This is a genomic window from Undibacterium sp. Ji42W (assembly GCF_049340405.1).
Taxonomy (GTDB): Bacteria; Pseudomonadota; Gammaproteobacteria; order Burkholderiales; family Burkholderiaceae_D; genus Undibacterium.
Map to the genome: position 1 here is coordinate 231,916 of NZ_JBMPOV010000002.1, position 21,889 is coordinate 253,804.

Below are 21,889 nucleotides of genomic sequence, written 5' to 3' on the forward strand. Positions count from 1 at the left end.
TTGAATCACGCATGCAGGCTATGCCTTCGTAGGTTGGGCTTCATTTCATCAGCGCAACCATCAGTCCAACGCTGGGATTTAACAAACGTACAACTTATTTAAGCCCCGAGTCTTGGGCTGATACCCCGTAGCCCTACCTACAAAATTACAGGTAACACTTATGCATTGAAAATCAACGCAAACCCATAAAATCTTTTTTACCAATTTCCACACCGTTATGACGGAACAAGGCATACGCCGTTGTCACATGGAAAAAGAACTGTGGCAAGCCGTAATTCAATAAATAAGCCTGTCCAGTGAACGTCTGTTCTTTTGGTGTACCTGGGCGCAAGACGATGTTGCGGGTTTCGCTGCCTTCAAATTTGGATTCATCCAGCGTGGCAATGAAAGCCTTGGTTTTGGCAATACGCTCCTGCAGCTCTGCAAAAGTCTGTTCATTGTCTTCATAGGCTGGCAATTCAGCTTGTGCCAGACGGCCTGCTACACCTTTGGCGAAATCAGCTGCGATCTGTACCTGACGTGTCAAAGCCAGCATGTCGGGGAACAAACGTGTCTGCAAGAAATTTTCTGCCGGGATGTTCTTGGCAGTAGCATGCGCTTCAGCTTTTTTCAGGACATCGCTGAGGCTATCAAGCATCTGGTTAAACACGGGAACAGAGGCAGCGTACATGGAAATAGACATGGAAATCTCCTAAATAATTGGCAGAATGCGCCGAATGGAGCTGCATTATAGGACGTATAGAAGATTTGCGTATGAGGCTAGAAGTTTTCTGAATTAACCGTCGATCAGGATATCAAAACTGGTCTCACCCTGGCCATTCGTCATAAGCTTATGACTATAACCATGCCGGTTCAGTACTTCGCGCACAAACATCAGGCCTATGCCCTGCCCACCTTTCTTGGTCGTGAAGAAAGGAGTGAATAATTGCCCATGCGGCACCTCTGACAAAAGATTGGCAGAGTCCCTGACAGATAACATAATGGCCTGCGTATCTGCATCCCGTCTGAGTTCAAGATTGACATACCCGGTCTTTTGCAAGCCAGGCTTGATGGAGGTTTCTACAGCTTCAATCGCATTCTTGACGATATTCAGTAAAGCCTGTTCCATCAAATGCCCATCCAGCATTTGCAGGGGTATTTCTTCACGCATAAGCCATTTAAAAGTGATGCCTAGCTCATTGCATTGCTGACGGTATAAATAAACAATGCCATCCAGCATGGCAGCCAGATCATGAGGCTTCAGTTCAGGTTCTGGCATTTTGACAACGCGGGTGAATCGCTCTATGAATTCACCAAGATTGCCATTGCGCTTCCTGACGGCAGCGATGGCAGTGACAAAATCATGGCTGTCTTCGGTCTGTAACTGCCCGCGGTAAAATAGCAGTGATTCGAGCACAGAACCTGTGGCGGCGACCGTGTTATTCACTTCATGTGCGAGTACCCGTATGAGTTTTTCATAAGTAGCTTTTTCTGAACTGGCGAGTTCTGCAGTGATCTCATCGATCAATACAAAATCACGTTTGAAGCCACGGTCTGTAAATTGATTTCTCTGGCAGCGGTAACGTCTGCCTTCGGTATCTCCATACACAGCGCTGTCACCAGGCAATAATTGTTGTAGCTGCTGTAGTAATTCAGTGCTACTGATGATTTTATTTTTCAGGATCAGTTGCTGCAAATTCAAGCCTGCGGTTTCTGTTACGTCCAACAAATTCTGGGCGCTGGTATTCATCAAACTGATCTTGTCGTCGAAATCAAATACGATGACTGCAGTTGGCGTTGCTTCCAGCAATCGATCTAAAAAGCCGCGCTGCTCACCCAATTCCAGTCTTTCTTTATACAAGGCTTCCAGCATGCGGTTGAACAAGACCACCAATTCATTGATTTCCTTGTTGCTGTCTCCTTTGATCCGACTGGCATAATTTTCATCTTGCAAGAGATCATGAAATTGCTGGGCAAAATCCAAGGGCTGCAAAACTTTGTTAAGCAAATAAATCCCCAAAGCCAGACTACAGGCGAGCCCCAGTTCAACACAGATAATGAGCAAGGGCTGGCTTAAATAAAAACTGAAAGCCAGCACCAGAAAAATGCCGTGTATAAAAAATAGATAAGCCAGCAAGCGTCGCTTCAGGCTCATTGCTGCACCTCATCATCATCTTCAGTAACAGTGATCTGATGTTTTTCCAGCCTGCGGTACAGCGAGAACCTGCTCAGGCCCAGCACCTTTGCGACACGGGTAATATTGCCATTATGCTGTTCCATCGCTTTTTCTATCATCAGCTTTTCTACCTGATCCAGTGTCATGCCCGCTATACTCATTCCCTGGCCTTGTGCTTCTTCGTGCTGCTCGGCAAACAGAAAATCATGTTGTTCCAGCACGGGTTTCCCCACCAGCAACAAGGTACGTTCCAGACATTGTTTGAGCTGGCGTATATTGCCCGGCCATGTCCTGCTACCCAGCCAACGCAATGCGGATGGTGCTAGGCTGACTGGCTGCATGCCATAACTATGCGACAGCGTTGCCATCATGCGGTTTGCCAGCATTGGGATATCGCTGCGGCGCTCGCGCAAAGGCGGCAGGCGTATGGTGATCAGGTTCAGGCGGTAATACAGATCTTCACGGAATTCATTGCTGGCGACCAGTTCTGCCAGCTCGCGGTTGGTGGCCGAGATGATGCGCACATCCGCCTGTTCAGTCTTGCAGGCACCGACTGCCTGATAGCTTTGGTTTTGCAATACCCGCAATAGCTTGACCTGGTCGTTGCGGTTCAGCTCACCAATTTCATCCAGGAATAAACTGCCTTGACTGGCCATGGCGAAATGACCTTTGCGGTCGCTTTTGGCATCTGTGAAAGCGCCCCTGACATGGCCAAACATTTCGCTTTCAAATAAGCTCGTCGTCACCGCCCCCATATTCACCTTGACGATGGGCTTAGTGGCGCGCGGGCTGTTGCGGTGTATGGCGTCGGCGATGAGTTCCTTGCCAGTACCACTCTCGCCCAGTATCAGGACAGAGGCATTGGTTTTGGCAACCCGGCCTATGGTCGCCATTACCTTCAGCAATTCTGCATGCTCACCTATGATGTCGCTGAAATCAAACTGCCTGTCGAGTGCCTGGCGATCTGCATTAGCGGGCATGGCAACTTGTGCCATCTCCAGAGTGCTGCGTATCAGCTCTTGCAGTTGGGTGTTATCCCAGGGCTTGGTAAAAAAGTCGGCAGCCCCCAGCTTGACGCCGCGCACGGCCAGTGCAATCGAACCCCAGGCCGTCATCAGCAACACTGGCAAGGCCGGACACAGTCGCTTGATGTCAACCAGTAATGCCAGGCCTTCTTCTCCCGTAGTTTGCAGGGAAAAATTCATGTCCTGCAAGACCAGATCTATTTCTTGCGTTGCCAGTATCTGCATGGCCTGCTGCGCATCATCACAACTGATGCTGGCATAACCAGCTTGCTTCAACAACAAAGCCAGCGACACCAGCACCGAGTTGTCGTCATCTATGATCAGGATACGTTGATTTGCTAATGCTGCTGGCATGGTCTTCAATTACCAATGAGTGAAAACAGGCTGACTATCTTATACGCTTTAAGCTTTGGAAAGCATCTATTATTCATAGTGCAAGGCTTCGGTCGGGCTGAGCCTGCTGGCACGCCATGCAGGGTACAAGGAGCACAATGTGGAAATCGCATAGATCAGTGCCATGGAAATAACAGTGGCGGTGATAAATACAGTCCAGTTGATCGCGTCCCCCAAAACGCCGGTCAGGGGCAGTTGTATTAGCAGCACCATGCCTGTCAGCATGGCAATCGAACTCAACAATAATTGCTCGGTGACGATTTGCTGATAGATATGCTTGCTACTGGCACCAATGGCACGCCGCAAACCTATCTCGGGGATACGTTGCGTAGTATTTTGCCAGAGTACGCCAAACAGGCCAAAACCAACCATGATGAGCAAGAAGACCGCGATGATCGCCAGTATCACCAAAGGTATGGTGTCTTGTGCCATCTTCGATTGCCGCAAATCTTTCAGTGGCGAAATCCGGTAACCCCAGTCGCTGCGTATGAGTTTCAATTGCTGGTTCAGTTTTTCTTCAAAGGCGCGCGATGTGCCAGGCTTGACTTTGAGCAATGCCACGTCCATACGTTTTTCTGCACTTGTCCTGGAAAAACGCATGATGGCGAAATTGGTGGGTGCCATGAATTCACCTTTATTGCGAAAATCTTCAAACACACCCGTGACACGAAACATCTGATTTGTTTTAGCCCCAGGCTCATCATCTGCAATCAATTGTCCCAGCGCACTCTTGCCAGGAAACATAGTCTCGGCCATTCTTTTATTGAGGAGTATGGGTTTTTCTGACTTACCTTCATCCTCCGCCGAGAACCAGCGTCCATAGAGCAATTTCATTTTCAAGAGAGCCGGCGTCTCATCAGACATGTCAATCATATTGGCAGAATAACTGAATTTATTGTCTGGCAAATACAGATCCGTACGCCAGGTTGCATTGCTGTAGGGTGAAAAATTGATGAAGCCAACTTGTTCCACTTCAGGCATGGCAGCCAGACTGCGCTGGAAATTTTCAGTGACGGCAGGATCGTTTTTTTTATCCTCTTCGCCTACACTTAACATACTGACTGACCACACATCCTGGTATTCAAATCCCCTGGGCATATGATACAGCTGAAAATAGCGGGCGCTCATCAATGCCAGCCCGAATAACACACAAAAAGCCAAAAGAATTTCCAGACTCAGCAGCAAGTTCTTGAACTTGCGCTTCCAGATGGGTTTGAGTATATGGAAAAACATTATGCAGCTCCTTTCAGGGCAAGCACAGGATCAAGGCGGGACATCTTCCATGCCGGGATAACGCCGGACAAAACACCAAAGACGACGGCGATGGCAAAGCCATAGGCAAATACCATAAAGCTCAAATCTACTTTCATGTAAGGGACCAGGTTGGCATTGCTGAGCCACACCAGGGTCAGTTTAGTGAATATCAGTCCCAGTAAGCCACCGAACAGGCATAGCAAAATATTTTCCATGACAAATTGTTTGACCAACTCATTGTTATTGGCGCCAAAGGCTTTGCGCACCCCAATCTCGGCTGCTCTTTCCATGATGCGGCCAGAATTCAGATTGATCAGATTCAATGCAGGTAACAACATGAAGAGCAACATGGCTATCACTATGCCAGCCAATAACTGGGCGGCACCTGAATCAGCCCTGTCGTCATGACTCATGATATTTCTGGCGAAAAAATCCAGCTTGCCATCAGCCCACATATAGGTATGCTCCCAGTGTCTGGGATCGTCAGCATTGATTTGCTTGACGACCTGCAGCAGTTCATCCTTGATCAGGGCTAAATCTGCCGGACTCTTACCCATCAGCATGGCAGTAAAATTTCCTGAGAATTGCTCACGATATTGTGAAGATGGAAAAGTAGTCACTGGCACCCACATGTCGGCATAGGCATTGAGATGCAGCACATCGTCTACTACACCGATGATTTCAAACTGTTGTCCACTCGTGTTAATTTTTTTACCGAGGGCAGCTTCAGGTCCAAACAGTTTTTTCGCTGTGCTTTCATTGATCACGGCAACAAAGCGCCCTTGTTTAACGTCTTCCTCAGTCGGCACGCGCCCCGACAAGAGTTTGAAATCGAGTATCTGCCAATATTCTGCATCGGCGCGGCGCATCATGATTTCATTGACGCTGTCTTTTTGATACACAGAAACAGATTCTGGCCCGGTCACGCCCGCCACTTTTTCCACGGTCTTCATTTTTCTCAAATACTGATCTATGATCTTGTAGCCCAGTGGAGTCCGTGTGACACTGTTTTTGTTGGTGATTGTAAGGGTGCCGATTTGCAAAAACCGCTCGCTCTTGCCTTCTACACCGGTAGGAAAAAACGTGGCTTGCAAAATTGCTGTCACCACCAGCAAAACTACCATGGTCAAGACTATGCAGAGCAGGTTGATGGCCGTGAAGAGCTTGCGCCGCATATATACCTTGCAGGCAATCTGGACATAATTTTTTAACATGACATTCCCCCTAGGCCACCAGTTGGCCGTCAAATACCCGGACGATACGGCCACTCTGCTTTGCCTGCCGCTCATCATGGGTAACCATAACGACCGTGGTGCCTTCATGACTGAGCTTGAGCAGAATATCCATGACTTCTGCTCCCATCTGGCTATCGAGATTACCGGTAGGCTCATCTGCCAGCAAGATACTGGGGCGGCCGACAATGGCGCGGGCAATCGCTACTCTTTGTTGCTGACCACCAGACAATTGATTGGGATAATGATCCATGCGTGCAGACAGGCCCACTCTGGCCAACGCTTCTTCTGCCAGCCGCCTGCGTTCCTTTGCAGTGCAAGAGCGGTAGAGCAGGGGCAGTTCTACATTATCGATGACACGTAAATCATTGATCAGATGGAAGCTTTGGAAAATGAAACCAAAGGTACGGTTCCGTATGCTGGCCAGTTCCTTGTCGCGCCAAACTTTCATCTCGGCACCATCGACGGCAATCGTGCCCTTGCCCGGTCTGTCGAGCAGGCCTATCAGATTCAGCAAGGTACTTTTTCCGCAGCCACTGGGCCCCATGATGGAAACAAATTCGCCTTTTTTTACATACAGATTAATGTCGCGTAAAGCCAGGGTTTCAACTTTATCGGTCTGATAGGTTTTGCTGACGTTGTCCAGCTTGATCATGATCGTTTCCTTTTTTATTCAATTTTTATGCTTGAGGTTTACTGCGATACCCTGAAACTATTTAAGTGTTTGAGGCTGCTGATATCAGAAATCACCAGCCGGTCTCCCGCTTTTGCACCCTGCACCACTTCTACCATCTTGCTGTCACCCAGGCCGATTTCCACGCTGCGCTTTACTGCCCTGCCATCTTCCAGCACGTACACGTCCTGCCTGCCCTTGCCACTGATGGCAGGGCCGTTCTCGACGATCAGGCTGCGTGCTTTTTGCTCTGTAATGATATTCACTTCCACCCGGAGTTTATGCCGGAGTGAAGGATGATTCGCCTTGTCCAGTACGACGATGAGTTTCACGGTGCCGTTTTGTATCTCGGGCAAGATAGTTTGTACTTCGCCTGGCATGATTTGCCCGCTGTATTCAACCCGTACTTTTTGACCGGGACTGAGGTAACGCGCATAAAAATCAGAGACCGTGGCTTCTACCTTGAAATTATTCAATTCAGACACCTTGGCGATCAGTTGCCCGGTATTCAGGCTGGCCCCTTCGTCCGCCAGCATCCAGGTCAGCAAACCGTCAAACGGTGCTTTGACCTGGGTTTGTTCCAGCAGTCTTTGCTGGGCTTCCATCTGCTTCTGGTAAATGGACTTTTGCAGGCGTGCTGCCTCTACATTACTTTGCGTGGTGCGGCGAGTGTCGTTCAAGCTCTCTTTATGCTGACGCAATTGCACTTCATTGCGTTTGACGGCTAGTTCTGCCGCCTGCAAATCAACGGCTGAGGTAATGCCTATAGCCCCCAATTTTTGATAGCGTGCGAGTTTGACTTTATTGCTCTGCAAATCCAGTTCCAGCAATTCAATTTCACTGGCAATTTTTTTGAGATTGGACTCCATCTCCATCGCCAGCAATTGCCCCTTGACGTCTTGCTGTGAAACCTGCTCGCGTAAATTGTCGATTGCCAGACGTATGCTGTGGTCATCCAGCACCATCAGCAATTCACCCGCATGCACGATCTGGCCCGCCTTGGCAATGACCTTGCTGACGCGTGACTGGTTAGGGCTGGACAATTGCTCTTCATGAACAGGGATGACGACACCTGCTGCATTGATAGTATTGTCAATGGCCCCCACACGCACCTGTCCCAACCGTATCTCACCCAGGCTGACGCCGGGGCTGATAAGCCGGTTAACAGCCCATGCCGCACCTGTGACAGAAATGGCGGCGGCAGCAATCAGCAAGATCGTCTTGCGCCTGCGTTTTTTGAGTGCGTCGTGGCTGAGCGCCTGATCCATGTTGAAACCTGTTGTAAGTAACTACCAGATCAGGTTTGCAAGCACCGTGCCTGCTTCATGGATTTTGATTTAACTATTTAAAATCAACTACTTGGAAGATTTCAATAGCAAGAAAAGGAAAGAATAGTGCAGCTACATCGTTCGCCAGCGAACGATGGTGTGCGAATTAGCACAGTGACGGCAGGGAAAATCTTTTGCCCGAATGAAAATCCCCTTCCTGAAAGAAAGGGGAAAACATGAGTGGATATTCTTTTTGAGCTTAGAGCTTAAAACTAAGAACTAAGAACTAAGGACTTACGCAAAGCCGCCCCAGCAAGGCTATCGCTTTTAAGAAGCCTCCCTTGCAAGGAAGGCCCGTTTCCATCGGCGAACAGCATGCTGTTCGAAACCCCGACTATACCGTAGCCACGCAGACAGTACTTTAGTACCGGGTTTTACTTGCGGGAGCTACAACACAGCTGGGGCGGTTTTTCGTATGTCCGCTTTCCTTAGAAGCGATAGCCTACGCCTACGCCTACCAGCCACGGATCAACTTTCACTGCACTGACTTTGGCACCAGAAATAGTCACATCACTGCGTATCTGCACTTTTTTGATATCCAGATTCAAAGACCAGTTTTTGTCGAGTTTGAAATCCACACCAGCCTGTATCGCCAGACCGACACTGCTGTTTTCCAGACCGCCTGCACCTTTGAGCAGGTTCACATCAGAGATACGGGTGTAATTGACACCTGCACCAACATAAGGACTGATTTGTGCGCCTGGTACAAAGTGATACTGCGCTGTCAGAGTCGGTGGCAAATGCTTGAAAGTGCCGATGATGGCACCATCAAGCATGACATCATGTTTTTGCGGGTAAGTCAGTATCAGTTCAGCAGACCAGTGTGGCGTGAAAAAATAAGTGATATCGACTTCTGGGATTTCTTTACTGCTGACCGTGATGCGGTCGGCAGCGCCGACACCGCTTACAGGGTCAGCGCTATTGGCAGGATCGATATTGACGACACGGGCACGCACTTGCCATGGGCTCTGTTCTTGAGCCATTGCCTGGGTCGCAGTGAAACCGATAGCCGCCAGGGAGAGTGCGATTACAAGCTTGTTCATTTTCATTTCCTCTTTTATCAACAATGATGAATAAAGTGTAAATCCACACTACTGACAGGGACTTGAGTTACATCAACTTTGGTGCGGAGCAGCATGCAGGTCTTTTTTAGCTAAATATTCCGTCCTGTGCTCGCTTGAGGTATCCTTGCAAGCATTCTTATTCCCTATGAAAAATCAAGAAAAATGGCCAATTACGTCTACACCATGAATCGCGTCGGCAAAATCGTCCCGCCGAAGCGTCAAATCCTGAAAGATATTTCCCTTTCCTTCTTCCCTGGTGCCAAGATCGGCGTGCTGGGTGTGAATGGTTCAGGCAAGTCTTCCCTGCTGAAAATCATGGCAGGTTTAGACAAGGACATACAGGGCGAAGCCGTGCCTATGCCCAACCTGAACATTGGTTACCTGCCGCAAGAACCGCAACTTGACCCGGAACAAACCGTGCGCCAGGCAGTTGAATCTGCGCTGGGCGAAGTGTTTGAAGCCAAAGCCAAGCTCGAAGAAGTGTATGCCGCCTATGCCGAAGAAAACGCTGACTTCGATGCGCTGGCCAATGAGCAGGCACGCCTGGAAGCGATTATCTCCACCTCCTCTGGCGACAATGTAGAACTGCAACTTGAGATGGCTGCCGATGCGCTGCGCCTGCCGCCATGGGATGCCAAGATTGGCGTCTTGTCCGGTGGTGAAAAACGCCGTGTCGCCCTGTGCCAATTGTTGCTGTCCAAGCCTGACATGCTCTTGCTTGACGAACCAACCAACCATCTGGATGCTGAATCGGTTGATTGGCTGGAACAATTCCTGTTGCGCTTCCCTGGCACCGTGGTAGCGATTACCCATGATCGCTATTTCCTGGACAATGCGGCGGAATGGATTTTGGAGCTGGACCGTGGCCATGGCATACCATGGAAAGGCAATTACTCTTCCTGGCTGGATCAAAAACAAGCCCGTTTGAAGCAGGAAGAAGCGACAGAATCTGCCCGCCAGAAAGCCCTGCAAAAAGAACTGGAATGGTCACGCCAGAACCCGAAAGCACGCCAGGCCAAGAGCAAGGCGCGTCTGGCCCGCTTCAATGAGATGAGCGAGCATGAATACCAGAAGCGCAATGAAACCCAGGAAATTTTCATCCCGGTGGCAGAGCGCCTGGGTAATGAAGTCATTGAATTCAAGAACGTCAGCAAAGCCTTTGGTGACCGCCTGCTGATCGATAACCTGAGCTTCAAGATTCCTCCTGGTGCGATTGTCGGTATCATCGGCCCTAACGGTGCCGGTAAATCAACCCTGTTCAAAATGATCAAAGGTCTGGAGACACCTGACAGTGGTGAAGTCGTGCTGGGCCAGACTGCCAAGATCTCGCTGGTAGATCAATCACGCGAAGACCTGGGCAATACCAAGACCGTGTTTGAAGACGTGGCAAACGGTGCCGACATTTTGACGGTAGGTCGTTTTGAAATGCCGTCCCGCGCCTACCTGGGCCGCTTCAACTTCAAGGGCGGTGACCAGCAAAAGATCGTTGGCAACCTGTCTGGTGGTGAGCGTGGTCGTTTGCATCTGGCCAAGACCCTGCTGCAAGGCGGAAACGTCCTGCTGCTGGATGAACCATCGAATGATCTGGACGTGGAAACCCTGCGCGCACTGGAAGACGCCTTGCTGGAATTCGCTGGCAGCGTCATGGTGATTTCCCATGACCGCTGGTTCCTTGACCGTATCGCCACCCATATCCTGGCGTTTGAAGGCAATTCGCAAGTCAGCTTCTTTGATGGTAACTATCAAGAATATGAAGCCGACAAGAAAAAACGTCTGGGTGAAGAAGGCGCCAAACCAAAACGCATCCGTTACAAGCCACTGACCGTATAAGAAATACATGTAGACGTAAATGCAGGTGTACATGCCCTGAGCGGGCATGTCATTTGCATATTCTTCGCACTAGTCAGCAGGTTGAGCTTGGCATTGACATACTGGCTGGCAACAAAACATCGCCGTTTTCATCAGTTCTTAGGCTTTAAGTTGTTTAACAGTATGTTTTGTTTCATTGCGGTAAGCTGTTGAAAAATAGAGATTTTTCCTGAGCAAATACTTGCAGAAGATAAGACATGATGCTAAAAAAACATTTATACCCGCTCCTGCTTTGCCTCGCGCTCAGCCTGTCTTCTGGCATGGCTCTGGCCAACTCTGGTGGCAGTGCCAGCGCCTCTGGTGGCGGCTCCACTGCCAAACTGGAGGCATTTGTGGTTAACCTCTCCACTACCGAGCGCTACCTGCAACTCAGCATGGCCTTACAAATCGCCAATGCAGAAGTCAACGACAAGATCAAATTATTCATGCCCAAGGTCAGACACACACTGATCCTGCTACTCAGTAGCAAAGATGGCGAACAATTACAAAGCCTGGAAGGCAAACACCAGTTGATGGAAGAAATCAAGAACGGTGTCAATAAGACCCTGGACCTCAAAGAACATGATGGCGTGACTGACGTGTTCTTTGAAAACTTTGTCATCCAATAGGGCTTGCAAGATCATCAATCCTGGCAGCAACAGCTTTCGAGCGCAATTTCCACCATATCGCCAAAGCTGTTTTGCCTTTGTTCTGGTGTCATGCCGGTACCACTGCGCACATAGTCTGCTACCGGCGGCAAACCCAGGGCCTGCACGCCATGTTCGGCAGCCAGTATCTGCATTTTTTCCATGATGTCGAACAATTCGGGCTGCACGCTGTAAAACAAATCAGCAGAAAATACATTACCCACATTGACTGGTTTTTTGCAGGCAATGCGCGGCTGTCACTGCCTTAGCCAGCAAGTCATAATCGGGAATCGCTGCAAAATCATGGCCCATGAAGCGTAAGCGGTTGACCTTGCTATCTGTACTGGCCCCCATGGCGATCACGACATCGCCCAGTGGCATATCGTCCCGCAGGGCAGTGCTGGAGCCCAGCCGGATAAGTTTGTTCACGCCGTAGTCGCGTATCAATTCAGTTGCATCAATGCTTATCAAAGGTATGCCCATGCCATGCGCCAGCACCGAGATTTTCTGGTCGCTATACCGGCCGGCATATTGCGTACGGTATTGACCAGCAAGGCATCGCTGAGCAGTGGTCGGCAGTCATTTTGGCGTACAAAGGGTTGCCAGCCATCAAGACGATGTCGGAAAAATCATTGGAGTTGGCGTTGAAATGGAGAGTAGGCATACTACTGCTACGGTACAAAATAGTTAAACGTGAATAGTTAAACGTGAACAATAAGCAGCGTGTAAACAAAACTGTTTGATATGCATCAAATATCCAGAATATCCCGCGGTAGCGAAAGAACGTTTTATGTATACCCAAACCCAATTAGCCGCCAAAATAGCGACTTTCTCCCATCCAGCACCCCATGTATCAGCTCGCCGCCCCTGCTTTTGCCGAGATTGAAATCAAGAAAAGCCGTTTCCTTGGCCAGCTCTACCCACTGAACAGCCGCGCAGAAGCACGCCAGCAACTGGCGCAGATACGGGCACAACACCCGGACGCCGTGCATGTCTGCTGGGCACTGATCTGTACGGGTGATTCTGGCCTGGATGACGATGGCGAACCATCAGGCACCGCCGCCAAGCCCATGTACAACGTGCTGGTACACAAAGACGTGACCAATGTGCTGGCCGTGGTCGTGCGCTATTGGGGTGGTATCAAGCTCGGTGCAGGCGGCCTGACCCGCGCCTATGGCCAGGCCATCTCCGATGCCTTCAAGGTCGCCCAACTGACAGAAGTCGAATACATGCTTGAATGGGGCATCGTCTGCGCCTATGCCGACGAATCCCATGTACGCCGCCTGTGCGACAAATTCGCCGCCAGCGTCACCGAACTGGTCTATACAGAATCTGCCACCATTAGTATCAGTCTCAAACAAAAACTCGCTGCCAGCTTTGAAGCTGAATTGATAGAAATGCTCAAAGGGCAAGTCAGCATCATCAAGCCTGAACAAACTATTTAATTTCCACCCCGCCTTGCCCGCACCGTAGAGACTGTGCAAGCAATGTTCTTACATGTAAATTACTGTCAATTAACATGTCATTTACATATAAAATAGATTGGCTTGTCACTGTGAGTACACAGTTTTGTAATAAAGTTCGCTATATTATTGCCGTTACATCCTGTTACGAATAGCAACTATCTTGCATGGACAGATAGCTGCATGTAGCCAGATGCGGCGTCAAGAATAATAACCATGCAAGAAACCCATGCAAAATATCAATCTGGCTAGCAACGACAATACTGGAGTAGAGGAAATAAGCGTCAGCCTCAGACACTACGAATTCAAAAAACGTCTGGGTGAAGGCGGCTTTGGGCAAGTCCATGAAGCCTGGGACAGCAAACTCTGCCGCCCTGTCGCCATCAAACAGCTCAAAACCACAGAAGGTACAGGAGCTGCAATCCAGACCAGCAGCCTGCTCAAGGAAGCACGCCTGGCCGCGTCTCTCAAGCACCCAGCCTTCGTCAAGATCTTTGCCATTGAAGATGAAGACAATAACCATTCCATCGTCATGGAACTGGTGCCCGGTCTGACCCTCAAGCAATTGCTGCAACAACACTCACAACAAGCACCGCAGCCTCTGCCAGAACAGCAAGCCATCAACATCATCAGCCAGGTCGCCGAAGCCATGCAAGAGGCCCACGCCAGCGGCCTCATTCACGGTGACCTGAAACCGTCGAACCTCATGGTCGAACCCGACGGCAAAGTCCGCATACTCGACTTTGGCCTCGCATCAAAAACCGATGCACAAGCCACCACGTCCATGAGCCAGCTCGACCCCCAAGGCACGATAGCCTACATGGCCCCGGAACGCATGATGGGCAACCCGGCCAGCGCCCAAAGCGACATCTACGCCCTCGGCGTCATCCTCTACGAAACCCTGACCGGCCAGCGCCCCTTCGCCAACGCCAGCGGCCTGGCCCTGGCCGCCGCCCTGATGCAATCAAACTCCGACACCTGGGAATTCCCGGCAGGATGCAAGCCAGAACTGATCAAGCTGGTGCTGGCGATGACGGCCAGACAGACTGAGAAACGCCTGAACAGTATGCAGCAGGTGTATGAGCAATTGCGTGGGTTGGTGAGTGTGCCTGCGCTTGTCGCTGTTACTGGTGCTGCTAACGCAGGCGGAAACTCAGGCAATGGCTGGAAGGCGCTGAGCAAGCCGACACGCTTTGCCATCGTCAGCGCGATCTTCGTCGCGTTTGGCTATGGGATCTGGCAAGTTGTACCTTATCTTGAAATTGACAAAATGTCATTAAAACCGTTTTCAGAGTCATTGACGATGAAACAGGGGCTGGAGGCGTTGAAGCAGTTTGATAGACCGGGCAGTCTGGACGTCGCCGAAGCAAACTTTGACGCTATTTTGAAACGTAATCCCACACATGCGGCCGCAGTCGCAGGTCTGTCGATTATCTACACATATCGCTATGACAGCGATAAGCAAGACGAAGTACTGCTACAAAAGGCTGAAGCTAGCGCACAACAAGCTTTAAAACTAAACGATAAATTAGCACTAAGTCACATTGCGATTGCCCGAGTGCAAGCGCAGTCAGGAAAAAATGAATTAGCTTTGATTACTTACGAAAAAGCTTTAACACTCGACCCTGATAATATTTTTGCTTTTTATGGTCGAGTAAAAGTGTTACGCCTTTTAAAACACTATGACGAAGCTGTTAAATATGCTTCGTTGGGTCTTGATAAATTTCCACATGAAAGATTATTTGCAGAAGAATTAGGCATAGCCAATTATGAGCAGGGGAAATATGTCGATGCAGAGAATTTTTTTAAATTAAGTTTAAAAATACAACCTGATTCTGTAATGACTTATGCCAACCTAAGCAATGCATTGGCAAAACAAAACCGCGATACCGAGGCAATGCAAACTTTACAACAAGGTTTATTGGTACGACCGAGCGCATATTTGTATTCAAATATGGGGCTTGCTCTCTTTAAAACCGGCAAATATGTAGAAGCGGCTGATGCTTTTGAGGCTGCAGTATCGCCAGATAAAGGTAACCCAAAATTGTATTGGGCCTGGGCAAATCTCGGAGATACATTACGTTGGATACCAGGTAAAGAAAGTGAGTCCAAAACAGCTTATGAGAAAGCTCGCGAATTGCTCACGCCTCGTCTCAAAATATCACCAAATGATATGGCACTTGTTTCGCGATTTGGCTTGTACTCTGCACGAATTGGTGACAAAGAAAAAGCGAACGAATATATGCAGCAAGCACTGACGTTAGGTCCAAAAGATGCCAATGTTCATTTCCGTGTCGGTATGGCTTACGAACTGCTTGGACAAAGAAATGAGGCTATTACAGAGATAGCTAAAGCAATTGAATTCGGTTACTCGATCAAATCTATCGAGTCTGAACCTGATTTACTCAATTTAAGAAGAGACCCTCGTTATGCAAAAATATCCAATAGCGTGCTGAAATGAACTGGAACAGTTTTTGCTGCTGTATGTACGTAGTATAAATTTCTTTAATCTGAATTACTTGATTATTGAAGTGGGAAGCATGGATACAGTATTTATGCATGCTTATTTATTTGATCCTATCAATTGAGAATTTGAATATGAGTGATCCAGTCAACTACACATTCACGACATTTTTTAAACAGGGCGATCCACAAAGTCGGGCTACTGTTTCTGCAACGGGTAAATTCAATCCTGAGCCCCCAAGAAGCCCTATAAATAATAAACGAGTTCTTAACGTCGGCGATACAGTTACCTTTAATTTCAAAGGTACGGCTACAGATACTGCCAATACCGTAACGGTCACAGCAAGTGCATTCATCGCGATTTGTAAGGGTGAATTCGAAAATGGTAAGGCTGCCGTTGGGACAGCAAAAACTGCCTGCCCCGTTGATGGCGTAACAATGACGATGAGTACAGACAGCCTAGGCTTCTGGGGCTTCACTATCTCGTTCACGGCAGATTTCATTGACCCAACTGGTAACGTCGTAAGCTCCGAATTCTTTTACTTGCCTGATCCTGAAGTCGATGTTTCTGCTGGCGGAGGTTAAAATTATTCACAGCAAATTCGAAATTGGACAAGGTGTAGCACTTAATATTTTTATTGCAAAGATTAGACTCCCACCACCTTCAAATACCGCCTCAACGCCTCACTAGGCGTTTTCAACAAAGCAGCACAAGCCTCTACATCGCCAGCACTGGTTTCCAGTGACTGGCGAATTTCTTCTATGGGTATCTGTTCAGCCCGGCGTATCTGGCGGTGGTTGTCGAGCAGCTTATACATCGACGGGCGTGAGACGCCGAGTTCTTGTGCTGCGCCCTGTATATACCAGTCGTTGTTTTCCATGGCATGCAGGACGTCTTCATCGCTGAGTTCGGCCAATTTTTTGCGGGGTGTCGCTGGCTGAGGGAATTTGCTGTCTGTGCTTATGCTGGCCTGCGCCACGCTGGATGGGGCCTGGTGGGTGGTTTTGACGAGGCTGGCGAGTTGTGGCACTTCACCGAGTTGCAGGGCCAGCAAGGCGCGGCGCAGGACGTGGGACAACTGGCGGATATTGCCTGGCCAGTCGTAATTGGCAAATTCGCTGACCAGTGCCACTGGCAGGCTGGTGCCTATTTCGTTCGACAGTTTGCTGGTGCTGAGCAGGTGCAGCAGCAAGACGCCTATGTCTTCACGGCGGGCACGTAGCGGTGGCAGGTGGATGATGAAACTTTCAAGACGACGCAACAAGGCCTGGTTGAAGCCTTCGCTATATAAATCCTGGTCAGTCGCGGCGATCAGGCGGGCGCTGGATTTTTGGTCTTGCTGGGCACCTAGCGGGCGATAGTCGCCGCTTTCGAGTACGCGCAGCAGCATCGGTTGTATGCTGCCCGGGGTATTGCCTATTTCATCGAGAAAAAGAGTTGCGCCTTCTGCCTCGGCAAACAGGCCTTTGCGGGCGTTTTGTGCGCCTGTGTAAGCGCCTTTGACGGCGCCAAACAAGTCAGCCGCTGCCAGGGATTCATTCAAGGCAGCCATGTTGACACTGACCAGTTCTGCATTGGCGCGTTTGCTGTAGGCGTGGATGGCACGGGCGGCGATTTCTTTGCCGGTGCCGGTTTCACCCAGCAGCAAGACGGGCAGCTCAGTCCCGGCGACCTGGCGTATCTGGTCGCGGGCGACGATGGCAGCGCTGCCTACGCCGATGAAGCCCAGCGCGGGATTGTGCTTGGGCAGGCAGCGCATCCAGTGCAGGCAAATCACAATGGCGCGACCCAGGCCGAGGATGACGCCTGCTTCTATCTGCTCACGGCTGAGTGCCACGGGTGCGTTGATCTCTGCTCCATTGAGCTCGACCACCATGCGGCTGGCAGGTGGTGTGATGAGGATGTTGTCACCGGCATCGCGACTGATGCGCACAGGATCACGCGAGATGCCGCCATAACCTAGCGGCAGGCCGTCTTTACCGGGATGACGGAAGAGTGGCAGGAAGCGGTTGATTTCAACCAGGCCATCAGGGTTGCTGACCATGAACTGCTCACCGATGCGCTGGCTGTCCGGATGCCAGATGATGCTCAGGCCAAGCAGGGCAGACGCATTGTCGGCTAGCTTGGCCAAGGGTGAGGTCAGGGTGTAGTCGGTATCGGTCATTGTGTTTGCAGTGAAGCTCGTACTTGAATGTAAGCGACAGTGTAAAGCGCCAATGTAAATTTGTATGCTTTACATGTCAATTAGGCTTAAAAAACAGGCTCCTCCTAGGAAAGGCATGCTGGCACGGCGTTTGCAAACAGGCATGCATTGCGCAAGTGAACGTACTTGCCACCTGAAGGAGATCATCATGCCAACCACTGAAATTTTGTTAGCTGCTCTTAATCTGCTGTTATTCATGCTGCTCAGCAAAATGGCCCTGAAAGCCAGGCTGGCGCGCAATATCGCCATGCGCCTGTTGACCGACGATGTTTATTACAATGAAACCCGCGGTGTACTGATACAAAAAAATGTAGAACGCGCCAGGCTGAGCTGGGGCTGGTCCAGCATAGGTACGGTCACGCAGCGACCAGTCACCCGCCCACAAGACCCGCATGCCGCCTGGTCGGCAGCTGTGCACACTTCTACTCACTTGCGTTTGCGCCCTTTGCCAGAACCAGCACCCTCCGTGCTGGAAGTGCCATATGCCTTGTGGGCCACGACCTGGGTATCAAAAGATACGCCCTGGTCCACCACGGTCAGCCTGAAACCAGAAAAGAAAAGCGAAACCACGGCTGAAGCACAGCCAGCAGCTCCAGTCACACCCATCACGCCAGTCCGCAAATCTGCCGTCAAGCCCGGCAAGACCGCGCAAGACATGCTGGACCTGGGGATGATGCAGCACGCCCTGTTTTGCAAATAATCCGGAGCAACCAGCCATGCCTATATTCTTCCAGGAGTCACGTATGAAGCCCGCACAGCAATTCGTGAATGCAGCGATGTTATTGAAACTTGATCCTGTTGCAGACTTTGCGCTTTTCCAGGATTGTCTGCCTCCCATGCTGAGGTTACAAGCCAATCTGTTTGGCGAGCATACGCCCAGCGAGGCTGAGGAGGCGGCTGCCGTAGAGAGTTTCCGCAGTCTTTTTTCTGGTTCCAGAACCGGCTTTGACAGGCGCAAACTGGACAAACCTGCAACTGCTGCTGCAGGGATGAAAACGCATTATCACCGCCGCAAAAGTGATGGCAATGCAAGTTGATGACACACGTTCCTGGAGGTAAAGCACGATAAAAATAATGCAGGCATCTGACAAAATCAGGATAGAAAATGATGGCAGAAAAAAAATTACTCACCTCTGATGACATTGATCCACTGGTTATTTTTGCGCCAGAAGAGCCCGGCCTGCAATGGCAGCGTATCAGCGGCATGGCGGTGCTTGACGAAGCCAGCCGAGAGCTGGAAGTCTGCCGCATGTCATGCATGACGCTGGCAGAAGCCAAGGCATTTGCGGCAACAGATGACCGCATCAGTTTTTTCTTTTACATCAAACATTACGCCATCATGTATCACCACCAGGTCTTGCATGCGGGCGACGTGATCTTCTTTTCCGGGACACCTGCACTGCATGCAGAGCCAGGAGCCGATTGTTTTGAAAAGCCGGCAGCACCGGACAGCAAACTGAGTATTACCGCTGCGCCGGGGAATAACTGGATTTCAGTGCAGGCACAGCTCCAGGTGCCGTCCCTCAGCAGTGAGCAGACGCATGCCTATTTGTGGCCCTGCCTGCGTCCTGGCCAGGACAATGGTGATGAAAGCATGGATAGTGGTTTGCAGGCTGTGCTCAGCTATAGCGCCGCAGCCAACTCGGCATCTGGCCCTGGCAACCATGCTGGTTGGTGGGTGTGCGGTCAGTATATGCATGCAGGTGGCAAACAAAAAGCCGGGCAAACCTGCTTTGGCGGGCCCAGCATGCCTGTCAACCCTGGCGATATCCTGAGTTGCCGCATCGTATATGACACAGCCACCCGTAGCTGGCTGCAAACCATCACGAACACTGCGAATAATAATAGTGTCTCCTTCCCGGTATCGGTAAAACAGAATCCGGGACAGGCACGCGACAGAAACACGGTCAGCTTCAGTCTGGACAATATCTCAAGGGCAGAGCGCAGTCATTTACAGCAATGCCTGAGCCTGTTCAATGTCATAGTCAAGACCAAATACCCACAAAGCAATCTGGGGCAAGGTCTAAATAACCTGCCTCATGTGGATCATGCCAGGCTATGTGAAAACCAGTGTAGTCTGCATATCAGCCGCATCATCCTGTACAGCCCCATGCTGGATGTCAGGTAGAGCTCACCACGCTATGAATGATGGCTGAAGTAAGCCTGGAATACGGCCAGCACGTTATCAATGTCAGCAGCCGAGACATCGAGATGGGTGACCATGCGCATATGCGGGGTCACCCTGGCCAGAATGCCATTTTCGCGCAAGAGTTCGTCCAGCCCTGCACAGGCTGTAGCGGGCAGGTCGGCATAGACGATATTGGTTTGCGGCGTCTGCACTTGCAAGGCGCTGATCTGGCGCAAACCATGTGCCAGGCGTTCTGCATTGGCATGGTCTTCTGCCAGGCGCGGGATATGGTGTTCCAGCGCATACAAACCGGCAGCAGCGAGCATACCCGCCTGGCGCATGCCGCCACCGAGCATCTTGCGCCAGCGTTTGGCCTGCGCGATCAAGTCTTGACTGCCACAGAGTACAGAACCTATGGGTGCACCCAGGCCCTTGGACAAACAGACCGAGACACTGTCAAAACCCTGCACCGCTTGCCTGGGGCTGACGCCCAGCTTGACGATGGCATTGCATATGCGTGCGCCATCCAGGTGGGTGGCCAGGCCGCGCTCATGGGCAAGGCTGGTGGCAGCTTGTATATAGTCAGGTGGCAGTACCTTGCCGCCTATGGTGTTTTCCAGCGCCAGCAAACGGCTGCGGGCAAAGTGAAAGTCGTCAGGCTTGATGGCATTAGCGATATCGTCCAGGGCAATGCTGCCGTCTGCCTGGTTAGTCAAAGGCTGTGGTTGTATGCTGCCCAGGACGGCGGCACCACCGCCCTCATATTTATAGGTGTGCGCCTCTTGCCCTACGATGTATTCATCACCGCGGGCGCAATGCGCGAGCAGGGCCAGCAAATTGCTTTGTGTGCCGGAGGGCGCGAACAGGGCTGCGTCATAGCCAAACAGGTCGGCGGCATAGTCTTGCAGACGGTTGACGCTGGGGTCATCCCCATACACATCATCACCGAGTTCAGCGGTATGCATGAGTTCACGCATGGCAGGAGTAGGTCGGGTGACGGTGTCACTACGTAAATCTATCCAGTTTTGCTGGTTTTCTGACATGGTTTTTCCTTGAGGAGGCAGATGATCTATTCTAACAATTTTCATCTGACAATTTTTAAAGCCACAAATCCAGGTATTGCGGCACTGGAAACAGCTACACTGTTGCTCTTGTCCATGCTTACCAGATCAACCACCCATGCGCAGTAAGGATGCGAAAATCGCTGCCAGCCTGTTTTTACTGCTGGGCCTCATGAGCCCAGCAGTGGTATCTGGTTTGGTGGATTTTTCGCAAGGCCTGATCGAGCATGTCCACAAACGTTTTGGTGCTGAAGGGCCGCGTCGGCTGACGCAAATGCAAATTGCCGTCAACAAGATCAAAGCCACTGCGGGCAAGGACTTTGCCAAAAATGCAGCACGCTCTGCCGACGGGCTTTATGAAATGCCGGTCTTGCGGCAGGTGAATGATTTTTATAACCGCGTTCCCTACTTCAGTGATCAGGAACACTGGGGCGTCAATGATTATTGGGCGACCCCGGTAGAATTTATCGCATCCTGGGGTGGCGATTGTGAAGACTATGCGATTGCCAAATACATGACGCTGAAAGACCTGGGTATACCGGCTGAACGCCTGCGCATTACCTATGTCAGGGCGACCCGCATAGGTGAAACGCATATGGTGCTGGCCTATTATCCAACACCTGCTGCCGAGCCCTGGATACTCGACAATCTCGTCGACGAGATACAGCCGGGCTCTGCCCGCAGTGACCTGGTGCCTGTGTATAGCTTTAATGACGAAGATTTGTGGCTGGCCAGCGGCAATACCCGCAAGGGCGGCGCATCGACTGTGCGCCTGTGGAAGGAGTTGATAGAGAAAATGGAAAAAGAAAAACGCATGTGAGTAGGCTTACGAAAAACCGCTCCAGCTGGGTTGCTGCTCCTGTATTTAGCAAGATTCGGTACTAAAGTACTGTCTTCGTCGCAGCGGTGCAATCGGGGTTTCGAACAGCATGCTGTGCGCCGATGAAACGC

The 21,889-nt window shown here is 50.5% G+C and carries 21 protein-coding genes; 9 read left to right on the forward strand and 12 right to left on the reverse strand.

All coding sequences use genetic code 11. The features are described 5' to 3' along the window. Nucleotides 1-172: 172 nt before the first annotated feature. The 8 genes from ACO0LG_RS04375 to ACO0LG_RS04410 all read right to left on the reverse strand — a co-directional run bounded on the left by ACO0LG_RS04375 (nucleotide 173) and on the right by ACO0LG_RS04410 (nucleotide 9,103). Nucleotides 173-682: a DUF1993 domain-containing protein gene (locus ACO0LG_RS04375; protein ID WP_423017031.1), complete on the reverse strand. Its 510-nt coding sequence runs from the start codon at nucleotides 680-682 to the stop codon at nucleotides 173-175. A 93-nt stretch (nucleotides 683-775) separates the two neighbouring features. Continuing rightward, nucleotides 776-2,134, reverse strand: coding sequence for a sensor histidine kinase (locus tag ACO0LG_RS04380; protein WP_423023708.1), 1,359 nt, complete (start codon nucleotides 2,132-2,134; stop codon nucleotides 776-778). After that, nucleotides 2,131-3,534: a sigma-54-dependent transcriptional regulator gene (locus ACO0LG_RS04385; RefSeq protein ID WP_423023710.1), complete on the reverse strand. Its 1,404-nt coding sequence runs from the start codon at nucleotides 3,532-3,534 to the stop codon at nucleotides 2,131-2,133. Before ACO0LG_RS04385 ends, ACO0LG_RS04380 begins: the two co-directional genes overlap by 4 nt. Before the next feature lie 69 nt (nucleotides 3,535-3,603). Then, nucleotides 3,604-4,806 (reverse strand): ABC transporter permease, encoded by a 1,203-nt coding sequence (locus tag ACO0LG_RS04390; RefSeq protein WP_423023712.1) that lies wholly within the window; start codon nucleotides 4,804-4,806, stop codon nucleotides 3,604-3,606. Beyond that, complete coding sequence (locus ACO0LG_RS04395; RefSeq protein WP_423023714.1) at nucleotides 4,806-6,041, reverse strand: ABC transporter permease; 1,236 nt, start codon at nucleotides 6,039-6,041, stop codon at nucleotides 4,806-4,808. The genes ACO0LG_RS04390 and ACO0LG_RS04395 overlap by 1 nt, the downstream gene beginning before the upstream one ends. A gap of 10 nt (nucleotides 6,042-6,051) precedes the next feature. Next, nucleotides 6,052-6,714 carry an ABC transporter ATP-binding protein gene (locus ACO0LG_RS04400; protein WP_423023716.1) on the reverse strand — a complete coding sequence of 221 codons (663 nt, stop codon included), beginning with the start codon at nucleotides 6,712-6,714 and terminating at the stop codon, nucleotides 6,052-6,054. Between the two features lie 38 nt (nucleotides 6,715-6,752). Further along, nucleotides 6,753-8,000 (reverse strand): efflux RND transporter periplasmic adaptor subunit, encoded by a 1,248-nt coding sequence (locus tag ACO0LG_RS04405; RefSeq protein ID WP_423023718.1) that lies wholly within the window; start codon nucleotides 7,998-8,000, stop codon nucleotides 6,753-6,755. Nucleotides 8,001-8,488: 488 nt separating this feature from the next. Beyond that, nucleotides 8,489-9,103 carry an OmpW/AlkL family protein gene (locus ACO0LG_RS04410; RefSeq protein WP_423023720.1) on the reverse strand — a complete coding sequence of 205 codons (615 nt, stop codon included), beginning with the start codon at nucleotides 9,101-9,103 and terminating at the stop codon, nucleotides 8,489-8,491. Nucleotides 9,104-9,286: 183 nt separating this feature from the next. On the opposite strand from ACO0LG_RS04410, the gene ettA reads away from it, so the two are divergent. Both ettA and ACO0LG_RS04420 read left to right on the forward strand, forming a co-directional pair. Continuing rightward, nucleotides 9,287-10,954 carry an energy-dependent translational throttle protein EttA gene (ettA, locus tag ACO0LG_RS04415; RefSeq protein ID WP_423023722.1) on the forward strand — a complete coding sequence of 556 codons (1,668 nt, stop codon included), beginning with the start codon at nucleotides 9,287-9,289 and terminating at the stop codon, nucleotides 10,952-10,954. 236 nt (nucleotides 10,955-11,190) lie between these two features. Then, nucleotides 11,191-11,601: a flagellar basal body-associated FliL family protein gene (locus ACO0LG_RS04420; RefSeq protein ID WP_423023724.1), complete on the forward strand. Its 411-nt coding sequence runs from the start codon at nucleotides 11,191-11,193 to the stop codon at nucleotides 11,599-11,601. A gap of 14 nt (nucleotides 11,602-11,615) precedes the next feature. Here the strand turns inward: ACO0LG_RS04420 and ACO0LG_RS04425 are convergent, their stop codons facing one another. Next, complete coding sequence (locus ACO0LG_RS04425; RefSeq protein ID WP_423023726.1) at nucleotides 11,616-11,843, reverse strand: hypothetical protein; 228 nt, start codon at nucleotides 11,841-11,843, stop codon at nucleotides 11,616-11,618. Then, on the reverse strand, nucleotides 11,836-12,198 hold the full coding sequence (locus ACO0LG_RS04430; RefSeq protein WP_423024416.1) for a hypothetical protein: 363 nt from the start codon (nucleotides 12,196-12,198) through the stop codon (nucleotides 11,836-11,838). Before ACO0LG_RS04430 ends, ACO0LG_RS04425 begins: the two co-directional genes overlap by 8 nt. 269 nt (nucleotides 12,199-12,467) lie before the next feature. Between ACO0LG_RS04430 and ACO0LG_RS04435 the strand changes: the two genes are divergently transcribed. From ACO0LG_RS04435 to ACO0LG_RS04445, 3 genes are all read left to right on the forward strand, one after another. Then, nucleotides 12,468-13,064, forward strand: a complete 597-nt coding sequence (locus tag ACO0LG_RS04435; RefSeq protein ID WP_423023728.1) for an IMPACT family protein — start codon at nucleotides 12,468-12,470, stop codon at nucleotides 13,062-13,064. A gap of 247 nt (nucleotides 13,065-13,311) precedes the next feature. Then, nucleotides 13,312-15,543, forward strand: a complete 2,232-nt coding sequence (locus tag ACO0LG_RS04440; protein WP_423023730.1) for a protein kinase domain-containing protein — start codon at nucleotides 13,312-13,314, stop codon at nucleotides 15,541-15,543. A 137-nt stretch (nucleotides 15,544-15,680) separates the two neighbouring features. Further along, a complete protein-coding gene (locus ACO0LG_RS04445) occupies nucleotides 15,681-16,130 on the forward strand; it encodes a hypothetical protein (RefSeq protein ID WP_423023732.1) in 450 nt (149 codons plus the stop codon). A 62-nt stretch (nucleotides 16,131-16,192) separates the two neighbouring features. On the opposite strand, the gene ACO0LG_RS04450 is transcribed toward ACO0LG_RS04445, so the two are convergent. After that, entirely contained in the window at nucleotides 16,193-17,710 is a 1,518-nt protein-coding gene (locus ACO0LG_RS04450) for a sigma 54-interacting transcriptional regulator (protein ID WP_423023734.1), read from the reverse strand. Between the two features lie 187 nt (nucleotides 17,711-17,897). Between ACO0LG_RS04450 and ACO0LG_RS04455 the strand changes: the two genes are divergently transcribed. The 3 genes from ACO0LG_RS04455 to ACO0LG_RS04465 all read left to right on the forward strand — a co-directional run bounded on the left by ACO0LG_RS04455 (nucleotide 17,898) and on the right by ACO0LG_RS04465 (nucleotide 19,877). Further along, complete coding sequence (locus tag ACO0LG_RS04455; RefSeq protein ID WP_423023736.1) at nucleotides 17,898-18,449, forward strand: hypothetical protein; 552 nt, start codon at nucleotides 17,898-17,900, stop codon at nucleotides 18,447-18,449. A gap of 43 nt (nucleotides 18,450-18,492) precedes the next feature. Beyond that, complete coding sequence (locus ACO0LG_RS04460) at nucleotides 18,493-18,786, forward strand: hypothetical protein (RefSeq protein ID WP_423023738.1); 294 nt, start codon at nucleotides 18,493-18,495, stop codon at nucleotides 18,784-18,786. Between the two features lie 68 nt (nucleotides 18,787-18,854). Beyond that, on the forward strand, nucleotides 18,855-19,877 hold the full coding sequence (locus ACO0LG_RS04465) for a hypothetical protein (protein WP_423023740.1): 1,023 nt from the start codon (nucleotides 18,855-18,857) through the stop codon (nucleotides 19,875-19,877). An 11-nt stretch (nucleotides 19,878-19,888) separates the two neighbouring features. Here the strand turns inward: ACO0LG_RS04465 and ltaE are convergent, their stop codons facing one another. After that, nucleotides 19,889-20,920, reverse strand: a complete 1,032-nt coding sequence (ltaE, locus tag ACO0LG_RS04470; RefSeq protein WP_423023742.1) for a low-specificity L-threonine aldolase — start codon at nucleotides 20,918-20,920, stop codon at nucleotides 19,889-19,891. 136 nt (nucleotides 20,921-21,056) lie between these two features. Here ltaE and ACO0LG_RS04475 point away from each other — a divergent pair, with 136 nt between their 5' ends. Continuing rightward, nucleotides 21,057-21,758: a transglutaminase-like cysteine peptidase gene (locus tag ACO0LG_RS04475; RefSeq protein ID WP_422949248.1), complete on the forward strand. Its 702-nt coding sequence runs from the start codon at nucleotides 21,057-21,059 to the stop codon at nucleotides 21,756-21,758. Nucleotides 21,759-21,889 lie beyond the last annotated feature (131 nt).